10 protein-coding genes and 4 tRNA genes are annotated in these 15,564 nt (G+C 60.4%); 11 read left to right on the plus strand and 3 right to left on the minus strand.

Translation table 11 applies throughout. The features are described from left to right. The first annotated feature begins 173 nt into the window (after window positions 1-173). Entirely contained in the window at window positions 174-1,442 is a 1,269-nt protein-coding gene (locus EGX79_00770; GenBank protein ID AYX80848.1) for an aminotransferase class V-fold PLP-dependent enzyme, read from the plus strand. A 16-nt stretch (window positions 1,443-1,458) separates the two neighbouring features. Here EGX79_00770 and EGX79_00775 read toward each other — a convergent pair whose 3' ends face one another. Continuing rightward, a complete protein-coding gene (locus EGX79_00775; protein AYX80849.1) occupies window positions 1,459-2,427 on the minus strand; it encodes an NAD(P)H-quinone oxidoreductase in 969 nt (322 codons plus the stop codon). 197 nt (window positions 2,428-2,624) lie between these two features. Here EGX79_00775 and EGX79_00780 point away from each other — a divergent pair. The 5 genes from EGX79_00780 (at window position 2,625) to EGX79_00800 (ending at window position 6,724) form a co-directional block, all read left to right on the plus strand. Beyond that, window positions 2,625-2,709 (plus strand) — tRNA-Ser (locus tag EGX79_00780). A gap of 540 nt (window positions 2,710-3,249) precedes the next feature. Then, the gene (locus tag EGX79_00785) at window positions 3,250-4,017 is read left to right on the plus strand and encodes a DUF11 domain-containing protein (GenBank protein ID AYX80850.1); all 768 of its coding nucleotides are present in this window, start codon (window positions 3,250-3,252) and stop codon (window positions 4,015-4,017) included. 62 nt (window positions 4,018-4,079) lie between these two features. Continuing rightward, window positions 4,080-4,808 carry a hypothetical protein gene (locus tag EGX79_00790; GenBank protein ID AYX80851.1) on the plus strand — a complete coding sequence of 243 codons (729 nt, stop codon included), beginning with the start codon at window positions 4,080-4,082 and terminating at the stop codon, window positions 4,806-4,808. Window positions 4,809-5,094: 286 nt separating this feature from the next. Next, window positions 5,095-5,838: a hypothetical protein gene (locus EGX79_00795; GenBank protein ID AYX80852.1), complete on the plus strand. Its 744-nt coding sequence runs from the start codon at window positions 5,095-5,097 to the stop codon at window positions 5,836-5,838. Further along, window positions 5,816-6,724 carry a hypothetical protein gene (locus EGX79_00800; GenBank protein ID AYX80853.1) on the plus strand — a complete coding sequence of 303 codons (909 nt, stop codon included), beginning with the start codon at window positions 5,816-5,818 and terminating at the stop codon, window positions 6,722-6,724. The genes EGX79_00795 and EGX79_00800 overlap by 23 nt, the downstream gene beginning before the upstream one ends. 14 nt (window positions 6,725-6,738) lie before the next feature. Here the strand turns inward: EGX79_00800 and EGX79_00805 are convergent, their stop codons facing one another. Then, entirely contained in the window at window positions 6,739-7,878 is a 1,140-nt protein-coding gene (locus tag EGX79_00805) for an aminotransferase class I/II-fold pyridoxal phosphate-dependent enzyme (protein ID AYX80854.1), read from the minus strand. A 211-nt stretch (window positions 7,879-8,089) separates the two neighbouring features. Here EGX79_00805 and EGX79_00810 point away from each other — a divergent pair. Continuing rightward, window positions 8,090-8,181 (plus strand) — tRNA-Ser (locus EGX79_00810). 3 nt (window positions 8,182-8,184) lie between these two features. Further along, window positions 8,185-8,260: transfer RNA gene (locus tag EGX79_00815), tRNA-Arg, on the plus strand. A gap of 173 nt (window positions 8,261-8,433) precedes the next feature. On the opposite strand, the gene EGX79_00820 is transcribed toward EGX79_00815, so the two are convergent. After that, the gene (locus tag EGX79_00820) at window positions 8,434-9,684 is read right to left on the minus strand and encodes an IS1249 family transposase (GenBank protein AYX80855.1); all 1,251 of its coding nucleotides are present in this window, start codon (window positions 9,682-9,684) and stop codon (window positions 8,434-8,436) included. Between the two features lie 563 nt (window positions 9,685-10,247). On the opposite strand from EGX79_00820, the gene EGX79_00825 reads away from it, so the two are divergent. The 3 genes from EGX79_00825 to EGX79_00835 all read left to right on the plus strand — a co-directional run bounded on the left by EGX79_00825 (window position 10,248) and on the right by EGX79_00835 (window position 15,535). After that, window positions 10,248-13,895, plus strand: a complete 3,648-nt coding sequence (locus EGX79_00825; GenBank protein AYX80856.1) for a phosphoribosylformylglycinamidine synthase — start codon at window positions 10,248-10,250, stop codon at window positions 13,893-13,895. Between the two features lie 232 nt (window positions 13,896-14,127). Further along, window positions 14,128-14,203 (plus strand) — tRNA-Arg (locus EGX79_00830). Window positions 14,204-14,545: 342 nt separating this feature from the next. Beyond that, entirely contained in the window at window positions 14,546-15,535 is a 990-nt protein-coding gene (locus tag EGX79_00835; GenBank protein ID AYX80857.1) for an LLM class flavin-dependent oxidoreductase, read from the plus strand. Window positions 15,536-15,564 lie beyond the last annotated feature (29 nt).

Below are 15,564 nucleotides of genomic sequence, written 5' to 3' on the forward strand. Positions count from 1 at the left end.
GCTAAAAAGGGATAAAGATTATCCTATATGGGGTTGCTTCGATAGAATTGGCTCCAACTAAGATGTGCAAGCGATACACGGTTCGGGGCATGGATGCTCGATTCGTGGGTGATTGCACAGTTAACTCTGAAATAGATATCGCAGCTTGAATTCGAAACCGGGAAAGGGTTTTCATGGCCTTCGATGTGCCGACAACCAGGGGTGCTTACTCGTCGCTTTCCGACGGGTGGACATACCTCAATGCGGGTCAACGCGCCCAGGTGCCCGAGCGTGTCCAGGCTGCGATGATTTCTGCATTTCGCAATGCGCAGAAGTCCCTTCCCGGTGAGACTGGGGCGGGGGCTCATGGCCAGTCTCGCAGCTCGGGCGTTCCCGCTGCAGCGGAACTAACCGCCAGTGCGCGCCGGGCTTTTGCGGACCTCACTGGCGGCCCGGTCGCCGGTGTGGTGTTGGGATCTTCGCGTGAGGTGCTCATGGAGCAGTTCACGTCCGCAATGAGTCGACGCTTGACGCTCGGCTCTAACCTGGTGATTTCTCGCATCGGTTCGCAGGTCGTACACGCGCCACTACGCCGAGCGGCCAATCTCTACGGAGCTCAAGTCCGCATTGCTGAGGCTGACTTGTCCTCGGGTACGTTGCCGTCCTGGCAGTTCGACGAGCTCGTAGACGAGCACACTCGCCTCGTTGTCGTCCCGGCCGCGGATCCGTTCATTGGCACCATTGCCCCGGTAGCTGACATTTCTCGGCGGGTGCATGAGTACTCCAACGCCTGGGTTTTGGTTGATGCCTCGGATATTGTCGCCTACCGCGATGTGTCGATGAGCAAGCTGGGCGCCGACATCATGCTGGTTGATGCCTCCGTGCTGGGCGGACCTGAGGTCGCAGCATTGGTGTTCAAGGATCCCGAGATGTTCGAGCGCATGACGTCGTTAAGCTATGTGCCGAATGTGCGCGGCGTCGAGCGGATCGAGGTTTCCCCGGTGTCGCCGGCATTGCTCGGCGGAGTGTCGGAATCGGTGCTGCACCTGGCATCGCTGGATAGCACGGCGAGGGGGTCACGTAGGCATCGCATTGAAACGGCGATGCCGCAGGTTTCTCGCTACTTGACGACGTTGTCGGAACGCCTGATTGCGGCGTTGATGACCCTGCCGCGGGTGTACATCATCGGCATGGATACCGAAGATGATTCTTTCGCGAGTGTGTCGCGGGCACAGCACATTCCGCGCGTTAGCTTCCTCGTCGATGGGGTGTCGGCGAAGGTAGTCGTGGACAGGCTGCTGGATAATGGTCTCGTGACCAGCATTGTTGATGCATATGAATCACCACTGCTGGAGGCCATGGGCATCGATGAGGCTGGAGGCGCCGTGGGAGTCGGCCTCCAGCCGTTCAATACGCCGCACGACATTGACCAGCTCGTGCGCGCAGTTGCCTCGCTCGGTTAGCTAGGCAGCCGGTTAACTAGACGGTCAGCACAATCTTGCCGCTGACCGCGCCACTGTCGAGCAGCTCGTGGGCCTTGGCTGCGTCACGCATATCCATGACCTCATGAATTTGAGGGGTGACGGTGCCGTCGGCAAGCATTGGCCAGATGGTGTCCTCTGTGGCGTTGACGATGCGAGCCTTGTCAGCGAGATCGCGGTAGCGCAGGCCGGTGGCGGTGATGGAGCCGCGCTTGCTCAGCAGGCGGCCGATGTTGAGCTCTCCCTTAACGCCGCCCTGCATGCCGATGATGACCAGGTGGCCGTCCTTCGCCAGGGCCTTGACGTTTCGGTCGAGGTATTTTGCGCCCATGATGTCCAGAATGACATTGGCACCGCCCTCAGCTGAGACAATCTCCTCGAAGTCCTCTTCCTTGTAATTGATGAGGATGTCGGCGCCGAGCTCCTTGCACTTAGCCAGCTTCTCCGCCGAACCGGCGGTGACTGCGACGCGAGCACCGAGCCGCTTGGCCATCTGAATAGCGAAAGTGCCGATGCCGCCCGCGCCACCGTGGACCAGCAGCAGGTCGCCTTCCTTGAGGCCGGCAATCATCACGACATTCGAGAACACCGTGCAGGCAACCTCGACGATAGATGCGGCCTCGGTGAAGGAGTAGCCATGTGGTAGTGGGAGAATCTGGCCGGCCGGGACTGCGACCTTTTCGGCGTAAGCGCCACCGGAGAGAAGGCAGCAGACCTCGTCGCCGACTTTCCAGCCCTGGGAGTCGCCCTTGACCTCTTCAATGACACCCGCGCACTCCAGGCCGAGGGTGTCGGTCACGCCTTTCGGTGGCGGGTAGTGGCCAGCGGCCTGCAGCAGGTCAGCGCGGTTTACGCCAGCGGCTTTGACCTTGACCAGCACCTGCCCATCCTCGAGAGTCGGTTCCGGAGCATCGGCCCATTCCAGGGCGCGGGGGTTGGAAAGATCAGTCTGAATGATTGCCTTCATAGTCTTCAAAGGTAATGCAAAAACTGGTTATGCACGCGGTATTTCAAGCTCTTTTGCAATTAGCAAAAATAGTTATGTCTGTAGAGGTGGATGCTTGGGGTGTGGTTTCCGATGAAGGGCTTGCGAAAGGTGCTGGCAAGGGGTGTTATGAGGGCGTTTGCTGCCTTACGGCGGTATGCGGTTATGATGTTGGCGTTGGAAGTATGGCAGAGCGGCCGAATGCACTGGTCTTGAAAACCAGCGAGGGTCACACCTCCGGGGGTTCAAATCCCCCTGCTTCCGCAGATAGAAACCCTCGGTAGATGTTCTACCGAGGGTTTCTTCATTTCTCTTAAAAGTTGGCGTATGTGCTGAGGTCAGCGACGGATAGTCGGACCTTTGGGAGGCTTTCGTGGTTAACCCCGTTATGGGGTGGTCGGACGGGCATGTAATTGGGCTCTTTGGATACCCCTGAACAGCGTTACAGGGGGCAAGCTGGGGTGTTTTGTCGCGGGATGGAAAATGGGGGCAATTTTGGCAGCGGTGAGGAACAGCCATTTCAGGGCAGTGCGTATTTCTATAGTTAAAAGTATTCCAGCCGGCCCAAACCTGTAATGCATGTGCGGACATGTGACTGGTGTGACTGCTGTGGCGACATGGTTTTCGATTTTTAGGTTGATGTTCGAAAAATGGCTACTTGTTGCCGCCGTCGATAGGTGTCGTATTAACTATCGCCAAGTGAACCGCACGCCGATGCATCACGCGTGCATTCCTGCTGGAGAACCGCCATGTTGGCCTACTCCGACCACAAGTCTTCGCATCGTTAAAAGGAGCCCGTGACAGATGGCAACTCGCACCGTACGTAACCGCAGCATTGCTCGCATTGCTGCACTCTCTCTAGCCGCAGGTATGACCTTTGCGGGATTCGGTAATACTGCACATGCTCAGGACCTGCTGAGCGTTGATTCCATCACTCAGACTGTCACCGACGCCATTGGTGAAGTCACCGGTACTGGTTCCTCCAGCGCGACGCATAGCTGGAAGAACTCCAATGTGACGCGATCCGTTGAGGTCAATGGTGTCGCGGGTGCCGTCGTCAAGCCTGGCGATGTCGTGACCTTTACTCTGACCTACACGGACAACAATCCGAAACTGTTTAAGTCCTACATTCAGCGCATGACCGATGTCATTCCGAACGGCCTGCAGTACGTGGCCAACTCGGCGACGTACAAGGTCGGCAGCGATGACTGGGCGGATCCGAACGAGTCGGATAAGTGGCTGGAAATCGTTAACAACGGTGCGGTGGAGTTTAAGGCCGGCACCATCTTTCAGGCATGGGGCTCCCCGACCACGTCGACTGTGAGTTTCAAGTGGCAGTACCGCGTCACGGACGCGATTGCCGACGGTGCGTTGAATACGGGAACCGAAATCCACTTCAACCCAGGCGACAAGGTGGAGAAGCTGCATGACATGGGGCCGAAGCTCACTGTGAAGCGGGAGGCGCCGGCTCCGGGTATTCCGGGTGTTCCGGGTGGCTCGCTGGGCTCCCCGAGCCTGCAGTCGCCGGGCTTCCAGTCCCCGGGGCTGCCGTCGCCGGGCATTAACCGCTAAGTAGTTTCCATCTGCGCACTTTCATCTCGATAGTTCTCAGGTCTCACAGAAAGCTTCTCAACATGTACAACGCACACGCCCAGACCACTAAGGCCTCTCGTCCGCGACGTCGCTCCCGTACCGCCATTGCCGCAGTTACCCTCGCAGCTGGCTTGACCTTCGGTTTCGGCGCTCCTGCCATGGCGCAGTCCCCGGGTCTGCCCTCGCCGAGTCTGAACTCGCCAGGACTTAATTCGCCTGGTCTGACTCTGCCGGGCTCGAGCGCCCCGAAGGTGAAGCTCGGCACTGTCGGTGGCCCGATTTGGTCTGCTGATGTTTACTCGCAGATTATCCGCGGTAAGGAGGCCCGACCGGGTGACGAGGTCACCATCCGTATTGAGGTCGTCGGCGTCAATGGCGAAGGCAAACTGCGGGGAATCGGCCACAACATCCCGGCTGACTTTGAGCTCGTTCGTGTGACTCGCCAGTCGCAGGACAATATCCTCGGCGGCGGTATTTACACGCTGAAGGAGGGGGAGTACGTCAACACCGAGCGCAACGGTAATCGTCAGGTGCGCCTGTCCTGGACGGAGGGCGGCTTCCTCGGTGCCTTCAAGGACAACCCGACTGTCAGCAGTTCGAAGTCTGTCTCCGTTGACTTCACGTACAGGGCTCCGGACTACGAAGGTGAGTTCGACAACGGCGGCTACGCCAACTTGGGCGCGGCTTTTAACCCGACCGCGAACTGGGTCGTTGGCGGCGAAAAGGTAGTCGTGAACAAGAATGCGAAGCCGTCGTGGTGGCCGTTCTAACGACTGTTCTAGGTCGCGATTAGCGGCAGTTCTCCAGGGATGAGTAAAAACTTCCCCAGATAGAGAGCGAATTACAGAACGTAAACCCCCGGTCGCATGCGGTCGGGGGTTTCGTGTGTCCGAAATCTGCCACAGGTAATTTTGCGGAGGTAATTTAATTGCTCCGACCAACGTGTACTGTGGCCTGAAACAATACGGGCAAATTGCCAAAACCGGTAAGCTCGGTCTTGCTGTAATACAAACCCAGCGTCATGCTGGCGGACGGTATTGAGGAAAAGGTCGAACAATGGCAACGAATCGGAGCAACCACTCGGACGACTCGTTCGGTGAGTGGAGCATAAATCCGGGCACGTCAGATGATCAACCCTCCGCTGATACGCCGGCAAATGCGTGGAGCGCTGTGGATGGGTCACAGTGGGAGCAGCCTGAGGGGCAAACCCAGTATCTGCAGCAGCAGTATCCACAGTCCCAGCAGCCTGAACCATACCGCCCTGCCCCCTATGTTCCAGGTCCGCAAGCTGGTCCGGCTGCTGCGCCGCGCAATGACAACAAGGGGCTGACCATCGCGGTTATTGTCCTGGCACTCGTTGCGGTCGCTCTCTTCGTCGGCGCAATGGCTTACTTCTACTTCTCCGATTCGAAGGGAGTGAATTCGGCCGGCAGCAACTCGCCCCAGTCGGTTCAGTCCGCTAGTGCTGAGGGTTCCTCCACCTCGTCGACCGCTGAGCAGAAGCGTCGCGCTGAAGGGTTCCAGCCGCCATCGAACTGGCGTCACTGCTCCGGCTCGGGCGATCCGGGTGATTTGAACTTGGTATATGCAGAAGATGTCGGCGGTAACACGACGACCTGTCAGTTTGCCACCAACGTCCGCAATTCCTTCGTTGAGCAGTACCAACTTACGAAGAAGCTCAACGGTACTGTCACCGCTAGCAGCCCAACAACAGGCAAGACATACAGCATGACCTGCCGCGATAACGGTGAGGTTGTCACTTGTACCGGCGGTACGAATGCGACGGTGCACATTGTCTAAACGTCTCCGAGCGGCTCTGGCCGCAACCGCCGTCGTCACGCTCGGCCTTAGCGCCTGCACCATCGGCTCCGACTCGGCGGGCATGCCGTCGCCGACGCTATCCAATCCGCTTGACGACGGCCCCGGCGGCGCATCCTCCGACGGGAAAGTTGTGCCCGGTGAGATGCCTCGCGAAGTTGTCGAGGCCGTGAAATCCGCGCAAAAGGAACTCGGTGGTTTGGCCGGCGCCGCTCTGGCAACGCCGGATAAGGATTCCGAAGTGGTTTCCACGGGTGACTTCAAAACGGGTCCGGCCTGGTCGACCTCCAAGGTGCCGATTGCGGTGGCTTATGTGCGCCAATCGGGCGTGGATTCCCTGGTCGAAGCCGCAATCACGGTTTCCGATAACGATGCGGCTGAGTCCATGTGGTACTCCCTGGGCGATGACGCGACCGCGGGCGCGACCACCGACGAGATTCTCCGAGAGGGCCACGACACCCGCACCGTCATGGGCACTGACCGCATCCGTGCGGAATACACCGTCTTCGGGCAGACGCAGTGGGATTTGCGCGACCAGGCTATTTTCGGCGCCAATTTGCAGTGCATCGAGGCGGGCCCAAAGGTCGCTGACCTCATGGGACAGATTGCCGACGAGCAGTCCTACGGCCTCGGACGCATCCGCGGCGCCCACTTCAAGGGCGGTTGGGGTCCCGATGATGAAGGCGTCTACCTTGTGCGGCAGTTCGGCTATCTGCCGGGCAAGAAGCCGGGCACCTTCGTTGGTGTCGCTATCGCAGCCCAGCCTGACGACGGCACCTATGAGACCGGCCAGCAAATGCTTGACCGCATCGCAAAGGCGATTGAGCGCAGCGGTGGCGCGACCACCGGCCGCGCCGGTAGCTGCTAGCTGAGCGATAGCTGTTAGCGCTCAATTCCTAGCGCAGCCAGCAGCTGCGAGGTCTCTTCCTCAGTAGTGATGGTGATGCGAGCACCTTCGCCGGCAAAGCAGCGGATGAGAATGTTGCGCTGCGCCAGGAAGTCACCGAGATCCGTGGTGGTGGCCACCGAGACGTCGTCAAGCAAAGAGAGATTCGCGATCCGCCCCTCGTCAATCCAAATGAAGTTGGCCTGCGAGTTCGGCAGCACCGTCTCGCGGCCGGTGGCGGCGTTGATGGCCTCTGTGACGGCGACGCGCTGTGCGCGGACCTCAGCAATGCGGGCGGTGAGCTCTTCCTGTGCGTCGAGCGAGGTGAGCGCGGCAATCTGCGCGAGAGTGTTTACGGAGAAGGGGATAGCGACCTTATTCACGGCCTCCACAAGCTTCTCCGGGCCGAACATGTAGCCCACACGAAGCCCGGCCAAACCGTAGACCTTGGAGAATGTGCGCAAACCGACCAGGTTGGGGTAGGTATCCAGCAGCTCATGCGCCAACGGGGTAGCGGCATGAGTGGCCTCGTCCACCAGCTCGATGTACGCCTCGTCGAGAGCGACCACAACATCGCCCGGAACCTGCGCCATAAACTCCGCGAAAGCCGCGAGAGTGATGGTCGTGCCCGTCGGGTTATTGGGATTACAGACGAAAACCAGGCGTGTGCGGCCGGTGATAGCGGCAGCCATTGCCGAAAGATCATTGCGACCCTGCGCATCCAGCGGCACCGGCACCGGAGTAGCCCCGGCGACGCGAGCGAGAATGGGGTAGGCCTCGAAGCTGCGCCACGGGAACACGACCTCATCCCCATCCTCACAGGTGGCCTGCACGAGCTGCAGGCACAGAGCGGAGGAGCCGCAGCCGACCGCGACCTGCTCCATGGGCAGACCCAGGTGCTCGCCGAGCTTAATGCGCAGGTCAACCGCGCCCATGTCCGGGTAGCGGTTCGGGCTGGTGGTTGGGTCAGCGATGGTCTGTGAGATGGCCTCCACCACCGAGGGCAGTGGCGGTTGGGTCATTTCATTGGACGCGATCTTCAGCGCGCCGGGCACAGCCTTGCCCGGGACATAGGCCGGAACCTGCTCGAGGTCGGCGCGGGTTTTGGGCTGAACTGAAGATGCATCGTTGGTCATAGGCCTAACTGTAGAACATGGCCCGGATTGGGCAGTACAGAATCCCCGCAAAATCCCAAGGTGTGGTCGCTATTTGTGGCGCCGTATTTGGTGGCTCCGCGGGTGTTTTGCTTTTCAATTCTTGTGTTCTGTAGGATTGGCTGCGGTTATTTGGTCTCGTCCACGCAATGGCGAACAGCTTTGCTGAAGCGGGATCGATGCCAGTGGTTTTGGAGGCGTGCCAGAGCGGCCGAATGGGGCTCCCTGCTAAGGAGTTGCCTGTCTTGCGACGGGCCGGAGGTTCGAATCCTCTCGCCTCCGCCACACGCGCCCGTAGCTCAACGGATAGAGCATCTGACTACGGATCAGAAGGTTAGGGGTTCGAATCCCTTCGGGCGCACCATGTAGACCCGCACCTTGTAGGTGCGGGGCTTTTTGTTTTTATTACCTGGCAGTGCAGCGCGAGCCGGGGCATTGCGGGGCGGGGCAGCGCGGTCCTTCACTTGTGGCCAGGGTTCGGGTTAAGTAGCAAAAAGTGTGTCCGCTCGGCGTGTTGCGGGGCGGGCACACCGTTTGTTACTTCATGGGGCCTTTTCTGATTCCTATCGAGTGTTCGTACTCGGTTGGGATAGCGTTGTCGTAGAAGGCTGGTCGGCCTGTTTCATGGTCGGCTTTGTTGTGGTCTTCTTCGACAAGATCGTTGACTTTGGCGAGTTGATCTTGGCCGAAATTGCACTGCCTGGCGATCTTTAATGGGTCGTCAGGCAGTTGCGTTTTCGAGTGCAGGTACCACTCGAGCATTTTTCGTTGGCGTTCCCCGGACCTGCCGCGATGCGCGTCGGCGATGCGTTTGAGCCCGGCGTTGATGCCGCCTTCCAGACTGTTTGTCGTTGAAGCCCAGCGTTGAGGCTCAAGCGCATTCGGTGGTGGCTGCAGGTAGGTAAACAGCCATCCTTTCCGTGAGAGGTGCAGCAGGGAGTTGTATGCCTTGCGAACTCGCAGATGGGTCCATTCCCACTGGTTGTTGAGTGTGCGGCGCTCTTTTGACACGGGCGTTTTCTCGTTGAGGAATGCTTTGAATACCTGTCCGAAGTCGTGCAGACGCAGCGTCCACTCCCGTGCCTGGTCGAGTGTGGTGATACGGGTCAGTTTCAACGCCAGGGCGTAGATGGCTTTGCCGGCGTCGGTGCGTGGTCGTGATGTGGTGTAGCGGCGGATGACGCGTTGCGCATGGACGAGGCATCGTTGGATTATCGCGTTCGGCCAGCAGGCTTTAATCGCAGTAAGTGCGCCTTGTCCGCCGTCGAGGACGACGCAGAGCGGCTCAGCGATTTTGCGGAGTAGCTGCGTGTAGGCGTGGGCGGTTTCGTGTTTGGTCCAGTGCCATGCGATGACGTGGTCGTGGCTGGCTGCGACGAGCAAGCATCCGGCGGCGGTGTAGGTACCGTCGATGAAGATCTGGTCGTAGATGCGCTGTGGGTCACCGTCGTTGGGGATGTCGATGAGCCAGAACGGTTTGAATCGGCGGTCAAGTGTCCAACGGCTTACCCCTTGTTGCTGGGCGAGTTCAGACAACGTTGCTGTGGAGGTGGCATAAGAGACGAAGGCTTTAAAGTCGCGGGTCTGCGTGCGGTCGGTGCGGGTTCGTGTCGTGGAACTGCCGCAGTTCGGGTCCTTGCATCGCCACCTGGTTGTGCCTTTAGAAGTGGTTCCGTTTTTCTTCATTTGCCCAGCGCATATCGGGCATCGTGGTCTGTTTTTACTCACCCGGAAAGCACACCAACCCCCGATTAGCACATGCGGGTGCCATTCCGGTGGATTGAACACTAATCGGGCGGATATAAGGTCTTGATGCTTATATCCGCCCGATTTACCCAGCCTAATCAGCAGTAATGCTGAAAGTCAGACACACTTTTTGCTACTTAACCCCAGGGTTCGGTCACTTATCGATGGTTTCTCGTGGCCTGTCGATGGTTTTGCGCCACTTATGCGCGCGCTGTGGGTGCTACGTGTGCACTTGTCGATGCGCTGTTCACTTGTGGCCAGGCTATAGCGAATCGATAGGTGAACTATGCATCGATAAGACAACGAACCAGCTCCCTTGCTCCAGCAACGCGCAGCAACAGGTAGCAAAGCGCAGCAACAGGCACCAACCCGGACCTGCCGACCGACTCGCCACCTCCCTGAGCCGCCACGGCCGTACCTCCAACACCCCCGCGCAGCCTTTGCCCGGCTGAATCCGATTAGCCTGGCCTTGTACTTGGTCAATCGGGGCTTCCGCCCCGCGCCGCCTCGCGCCGCCTCGCACGCCGGGGGACATTTTCCTATCCTGAACAGTTGCAATAGACTTAGACCCCGGTTGCCCTCCCCGTATTTCGATAGGAGCCTTGATGGACGCCCGTCTAGCCGTTCGCCGTAAGCCCGAGTTCCGCAATGAGGAAGCTACGCTGCTGTCCTCGATCGGCCAGGACGGCGAGGTGGCAATCTACTATCTCTACGATGCTTTCGATGCGACGGAGGAGGATCTTGTCGCGCTGCGTGAGTCGGTAGTTGCTGATTCGCGTGTCGACGAGCTGGTCGAGCTCCCGGCCCCCGCCGAGCTGGGGAACTACCTTGCTGTCGAGCCGCTGCCTGGCCAGTACGACCAGCGTGCCGATGCCGCCGAGCAGGCCCTGCGCCTGCTCCGCCCGGAAACGCAGGCGCAGATCACCTCGGCAACGCTGTATGTTTTCGATGCTCCGGTGAATGACGCCGTGCGCTCCTTCCTCATCAACCCGGTCGAATCGGGGGAGAAGAACCTGAGCGTCCTGCGCCGTCCGAGCATGGGCGAGATTGAGCCGCTGAAGGAGTACCCGGGCTTCACCGAGCTGGATGACGAAGGCCTGGCCGAGCTGCTCGCAGCCGACGGCATGGCCATGTCGCTGGCCGACCTGAAGACCATCCAGGATTACTTCCGCTCCGAGGGCCGCACCCCGACCGAGGTAGAGCTGTCCGCGCTGGATACCTACTGGTCGGACCACTGCCGCCACACCACCTTCAACACCGAGCTGACCTCCATCGAGAACAACGAGCCGCGCTTTGCCGCACAGCTCGACCGCGCGCTGCGTCGCTACGACGAGCTGCGTGAGCTCAACGGTCGCACGCACAAGCCACGCTCCTTGATGGACATGGGCACCATCATGGGCCGCGAACTGCGTCGCACGGGTGTCATGGATGACCAGGAAGTCTCCGAAGAAATCAACGCCTGCTCCGTCTACGTCGACGTCGAGGGCGATGACCGCAAGTGGCTCCTCATGTTCAAGAACGAGACCCACAACCACCCGACCGAGATCGAGCCATTCGGTGGTGCCTCGACCTGTCTCGGTGGCGCAATCCGCGACCCGCTGTCGGGTCGCTCGTGGGTCTACCAGGCCATGCGTCTATCTGGCGCAGGTGACATCAACACTCCGCGCGAGCAGACCCTCGAGGGCAAGCTGCCGCAGCGCGATATTTCCTCCCGCGCCGCAGCCGGCTACTCCTCCTACGGCAACCAGATCGGTCTGGCCACCACTGGTGTGCGCGAGCTGGTCCACCCGGGATACGTCGCTAAGCGAATGGAACTCGGTGCCGTCGTCGCCGCTGCCCCGGCAGACAACGTCAAGCGCCTCGAACCTGCGCCGGGCGATGTGGTGATCATGCTCGGTGGCCGCACCGGCCGTGACGGTGTCGGCGGTGCGACTGGCTCGTCCAAGGCTCACGATGAGGACTCGCTGGGCCGTTCCGGTGCCGAGGTGCAGAAGGGTAACCCGGTCAACGAGCGCAAGATTCAGCGCCTGTTCCGCCGCGAGGACGTCGCCACCAAGATTGTCCGCTGTAATGACTTTGGTGCAGGTGGCGTGTCCGTTGCGGTCGGTGAGCTGGCTGACTCCATCGACATTCACCTCGAGCGCGTGCCGCTGAAGTACGCCGGTCTGAATGCCCGCGAAATCGCGATTTCCGAGTCTCAGGAGCGCATGGCGCTGGTCGTGCGCCCGGAGGACGCCGACTTCATCATCGCCGCCGCTGCCGAAGAGAACATCGAGGCCGTCGCGCTGGCAGACATCACCGACACCGGTCGGCTGCGCATGTTCATGGGCGGCGAGGTCGTCTTCGACCTCTCCCGTGAGTTCATCGACACCAACGGCGCCGACCGCGCCCAGAACGTCGAGATGGTTGCTGCGGAGGGCGGCGTCGTAAAGCAGGCTCCGACGAGCGTACTGGAGTCGCTGCGTGCGGCGACGGCGGGCTCCCAGGAGGGCATGATCGAGCAGTTCGACTCGACCGTCGGCCGCTCCACCGTGCTCATGCCGTACGGCGGTGCGACGCAGAAGACCGACGAGCAGGCGTCGATCCAGACGCTGCCGGTCGATGGCGGCACGAGCACCGCGTCCGTCATGACCTGGGGTTACTCGCCATCGCTTGCCGACGAGTCCCCGTACCTCATGGGTTCCTACTCCGTCGTGGAGGCACTGGCTAAGCTCGCAGCGGCCGGTGGCGATCCGCGCGGTGCCTGGCTGAGTGTGCAGGAGTACTTCCAGCGCCTGGACCAGGATCCGCAGCGGTGGGGCGAGGTCGCGCAGGCTCTGCTCGGCCTGCTCGAGGCTCAGGACGGCTTCCAGGTTGCGGCCATTGGCGGTAAGGACTCCATGTCCGGCACCTACGGCGAGGACCTGCACGTGCCGGCGACCCTGGTGACCTTTGCGGTCGCTGCAATGGACGAGACCGACGCTGTCTCTGCTGCAATCCCGGCAGGTAACTTCGACCTCTACCTGTTTGCGCACCAGCCACTCGAGTCCGGGGAACCGAACTACGAGCAGCTCAACGAACTGTTTGCCGCTGTGCGCGAGCTGCGTCCGGCTGCGGCCTCGGCTGTTACTAACGCGGATCTGGCTGCGACCCTGGTCAACATGGCTGTGGGCAATGGCGTGGGCCTGGAGGCATCCCTTCCGGAGGCTCCGCTGGGCTCCATTGTGGTGGCTGTTCCGGCTGGTCAGGATGTTGAGGGTGCTGTTGAGGGTGCTGTGAAGATCGGTGCCACCGACGAGTCGGGCACGCTGCGCTTCGGTGAGGAGTCCTTCACTGTCGCCGAGGCTCTGGAGGCAATGGAGTCCGGTTACCGTGAGGTCTTCCCGCTCAATGACTACGAGGGCGAGGCCCTGCCGGAGTTCGCTAACCAGGTCAGCGAGACCAAGACTGACCTGCAGAGCCCGGGCAAGAAGGATGTCCACGTGTTGCTGCCGGTCTTCCCGGGTACCAACTCCGAGTACGACATGGCCGAGGCATTCGTCGCTGCTGGCGCTACCTACGAGTTCCACGTAATCCGCAACCTGACCCCGGCAATGCTGGCGGAGGACACGAAGGCGTTCATCGAGAAGCTTCAGGACTCCGACATCCTGGCATTCTCCGGTGGCTTCTCCCTGGGTGATGAGCCGGACGGATCCGCCAAGTTCATCGCCGCGTTCCTGCGTTCCGACGATGTCGCAGCCGCCGTCAAGGAGTTCGTGGCCGACAACGGTCTTGTGCTCGGTATTTGTAACGGTTTCCAGGCGCTGGTCAAGTCCGGCTTCCTGCCGTACGGCGACCCGGCGCAGCTCCGCGAGGACTCGCCGACCCTGGCCCACAACCGCCAGCTGCGTCACGTGTCCCGCATCGCTACTACTCGCGTCGCGACCGTGGATTCCCCGTGGCTGCGCGATTTCGAGCCAGTCCAGACCCACCTCATGCCGGTTTCTCACGGTGAGGGGCGTTTCGTGGTTTCCGAGGATGAGGCTCGCCGCCTGTTCGAGGCCGGCCAGGTCGCTTTCCAGTACGTCGATGCCGACGGCGTGCCGACGATGACAGCGCCAGCCAACCCGAACGGTTCTTCCTACGCCATTGAGGGCATTGTCAGTGCTGACGGCAGGATTCTGGGCAAGATGGGCCACCCGGAGCGTTTCCGCGAGGGCCTGATGCGCAACATTCCGGGCATTGGTGAGCAGGACATCTTCGGCAACGCTGTCCGCTGGGTCCGCGGCGAGTAGTTCCTCGGTTTCTCCGTTACCTCGGTCAGGGGTACCTCGGTCGGTCCTGTTCGGATAGGCCGGGGTAACCGCTACGAAACCTGTTGTTAATGTGCAACGAATATGTACTTGAATAAGTGCCGAAAAGGTTGCTTGAACAGGCGATTTTGTAAAACTTAGCAGGATGAGTAAAGTATCTATTCGTTGCAGGGGCCGAGGGGATTACCCCAGAGTCGCTGAATAACAACAAAATGCGCCCGTAGCTCAACGGATAGAGCATCTGACTACGGATCAGAAGGTTAGGGGTTCGAATCCCTTCGGGCGCACAATGCAGACCCGCGCCGATAAGGTGCGGGTCTTTTTGTCTGCCTGACTTATCGATGGTTTTCCGGTACTTATGGGCGCGGTATTGGCTCTGCCTGCGCTCATATCGATGAGCTATTCACTTGTGGCCAGGCTATAGCTCATCGATATGTGAATACCTCATCGATGAGTGAATACCACCCATGAGCCACCCACGCCCGCAAGCCGCCCACGATCCACCCACGAGCCACCCATGAGCCACCCACGAGCCACCCGCACCCGAATCCCCAAACCCCAAAACCCAGCGCCTCAGTATTCGAAGCATCTCAAACTCGCAATATCCGACTAACGGTCTAGACTGTGGAACCATGATTCGTACTGAGTCCATTCTTGACCTCGCTACCGTAGCCTCGGGGCAGTCCCACGCCGACGCCCTACAGGGCTCCATCGATTTGGCGCAGACAGCGGAAAAGGCTGGTTATAAGCGTATTTGGTACGCTGAGCACCACAATATGAACTCCATCGCGTCCTCGTCGCCGGCAGTTCTTATCGCAGCCGTGGCTGCAAAAACCGAGAGCATCACCCTCGGCTCCGGCGGCGTCATGCTGCCGAATCATGCACCGCTGACGGTCGCGGAACAGTTCGGCACGCTCGCGAATCTGTACCCGGATCGCATCGAGCTGGGGCTTGGTCGCGCGCCGGGCACAGACCAGGCCACTATGCGTGCGCTGCGTCGTGACCCGCGTTCGTCCGATTCCTTCCCGCAGGATGTGCAGGAGCTGCGCGGTTACCTCTCCGACGAGTCGCTGATCAAGGGCATCAACGCGATTCCAGGCCGCGGCACCCATGTGCCGCTGTACATCCTGGGCTCCTCGCTCTTTGGTGCTCAACTCGCAGCGGCGCTAGGCTTGCCGTACGCGTTTGCTTCGCACTTCGCTCCGGACGCGCTTCGCGATGCCATCGCGGTCTACCGCGAGCAGTTCCAGCCTTCTGAGCAGCTGGATAAGCCGTACGCTTTTGCGGCCATGAATGTGATTGCGTCGGAAAGCGAAGAGGACGCGCAGCAGCAGTACTTCGCTACCCGCAGGAACATGGTCAGGCGGTTCCTGAGTCGCGGTGGGCATCACCTCACTGACGATGAGGCGGAGATTCTGATGGATACCCCGCAGGGGCGTCAGGTGCAAAATATGTTCCGTCACACGGCGGTCGGCACGGTGGCGCAGGTGCGTGAGCAGATTGCGCAGTTCGGTGAGTACTCGACGGCGGATGAGCTGATTGTGGCTCATCAATCGCTGAAGGTTCCTGACCGGCTGCGTTCGGTGGAGCTCACCGCGGAGGCCGCGGGGCTGACGGCGTAAGGCTCCAGGCCCAGGAGTACGTCGAGGCA

This window comes from Corynebacterium jeikeium (assembly GCA_003955985.1).
GTDB classification, from domain to species: Bacteria; Actinomycetota; Actinomycetes; order Mycobacteriales; family Mycobacteriaceae; genus Corynebacterium; species Corynebacterium jeikeium_D.

Excerpts from the sequence above, each read along its gene's own strand:
- EGX79_00770 (AYX80848.1), top strand. The coding sequence starts at position 174 with ATGGCCTTCGATGTGCCGACAACCAGGGGTGCTTACTCGTCGCTTTCC.
- EGX79_00775 (AYX80849.1), bottom strand. The coding sequence starts at position 2,427 with ATGAAGGCAATCATTCAGACTGATCTTTCCAACCCCCGCGCCCTGGAA.
- EGX79_00785 (AYX80850.1), top strand. The coding sequence starts at position 3,250 with ATGGCAACTCGCACCGTACGTAACCGCAGCATTGCTCGCATTGCTGCA.
- EGX79_00790 (AYX80851.1), top strand. The coding sequence starts at position 4,080 with ATGTACAACGCACACGCCCAGACCACTAAGGCCTCTCGTCCGCGACGT.
- EGX79_00795 (AYX80852.1), top strand. The coding sequence starts at position 5,095 with ATGGCAACGAATCGGAGCAACCACTCGGACGACTCGTTCGGTGAGTGG.
- EGX79_00800 (AYX80853.1), top strand. The coding sequence starts at position 5,816 with ATGCGACGGTGCACATTGTCTAAACGTCTCCGAGCGGCTCTGGCCGCA.
- EGX79_00805 (AYX80854.1), bottom strand. The coding sequence starts at position 7,878 with ATGACCAACGATGCATCTTCAGTTCAGCCCAAAACCCGCGCCGACCTC.
- EGX79_00825 (AYX80856.1), top strand. The coding sequence starts at position 10,248 with ATGGACGCCCGTCTAGCCGTTCGCCGTAAGCCCGAGTTCCGCAATGAG.
- EGX79_00835 (AYX80857.1), top strand. The coding sequence starts at position 14,546 with ATGATTCGTACTGAGTCCATTCTTGACCTCGCTACCGTAGCCTCGGGG.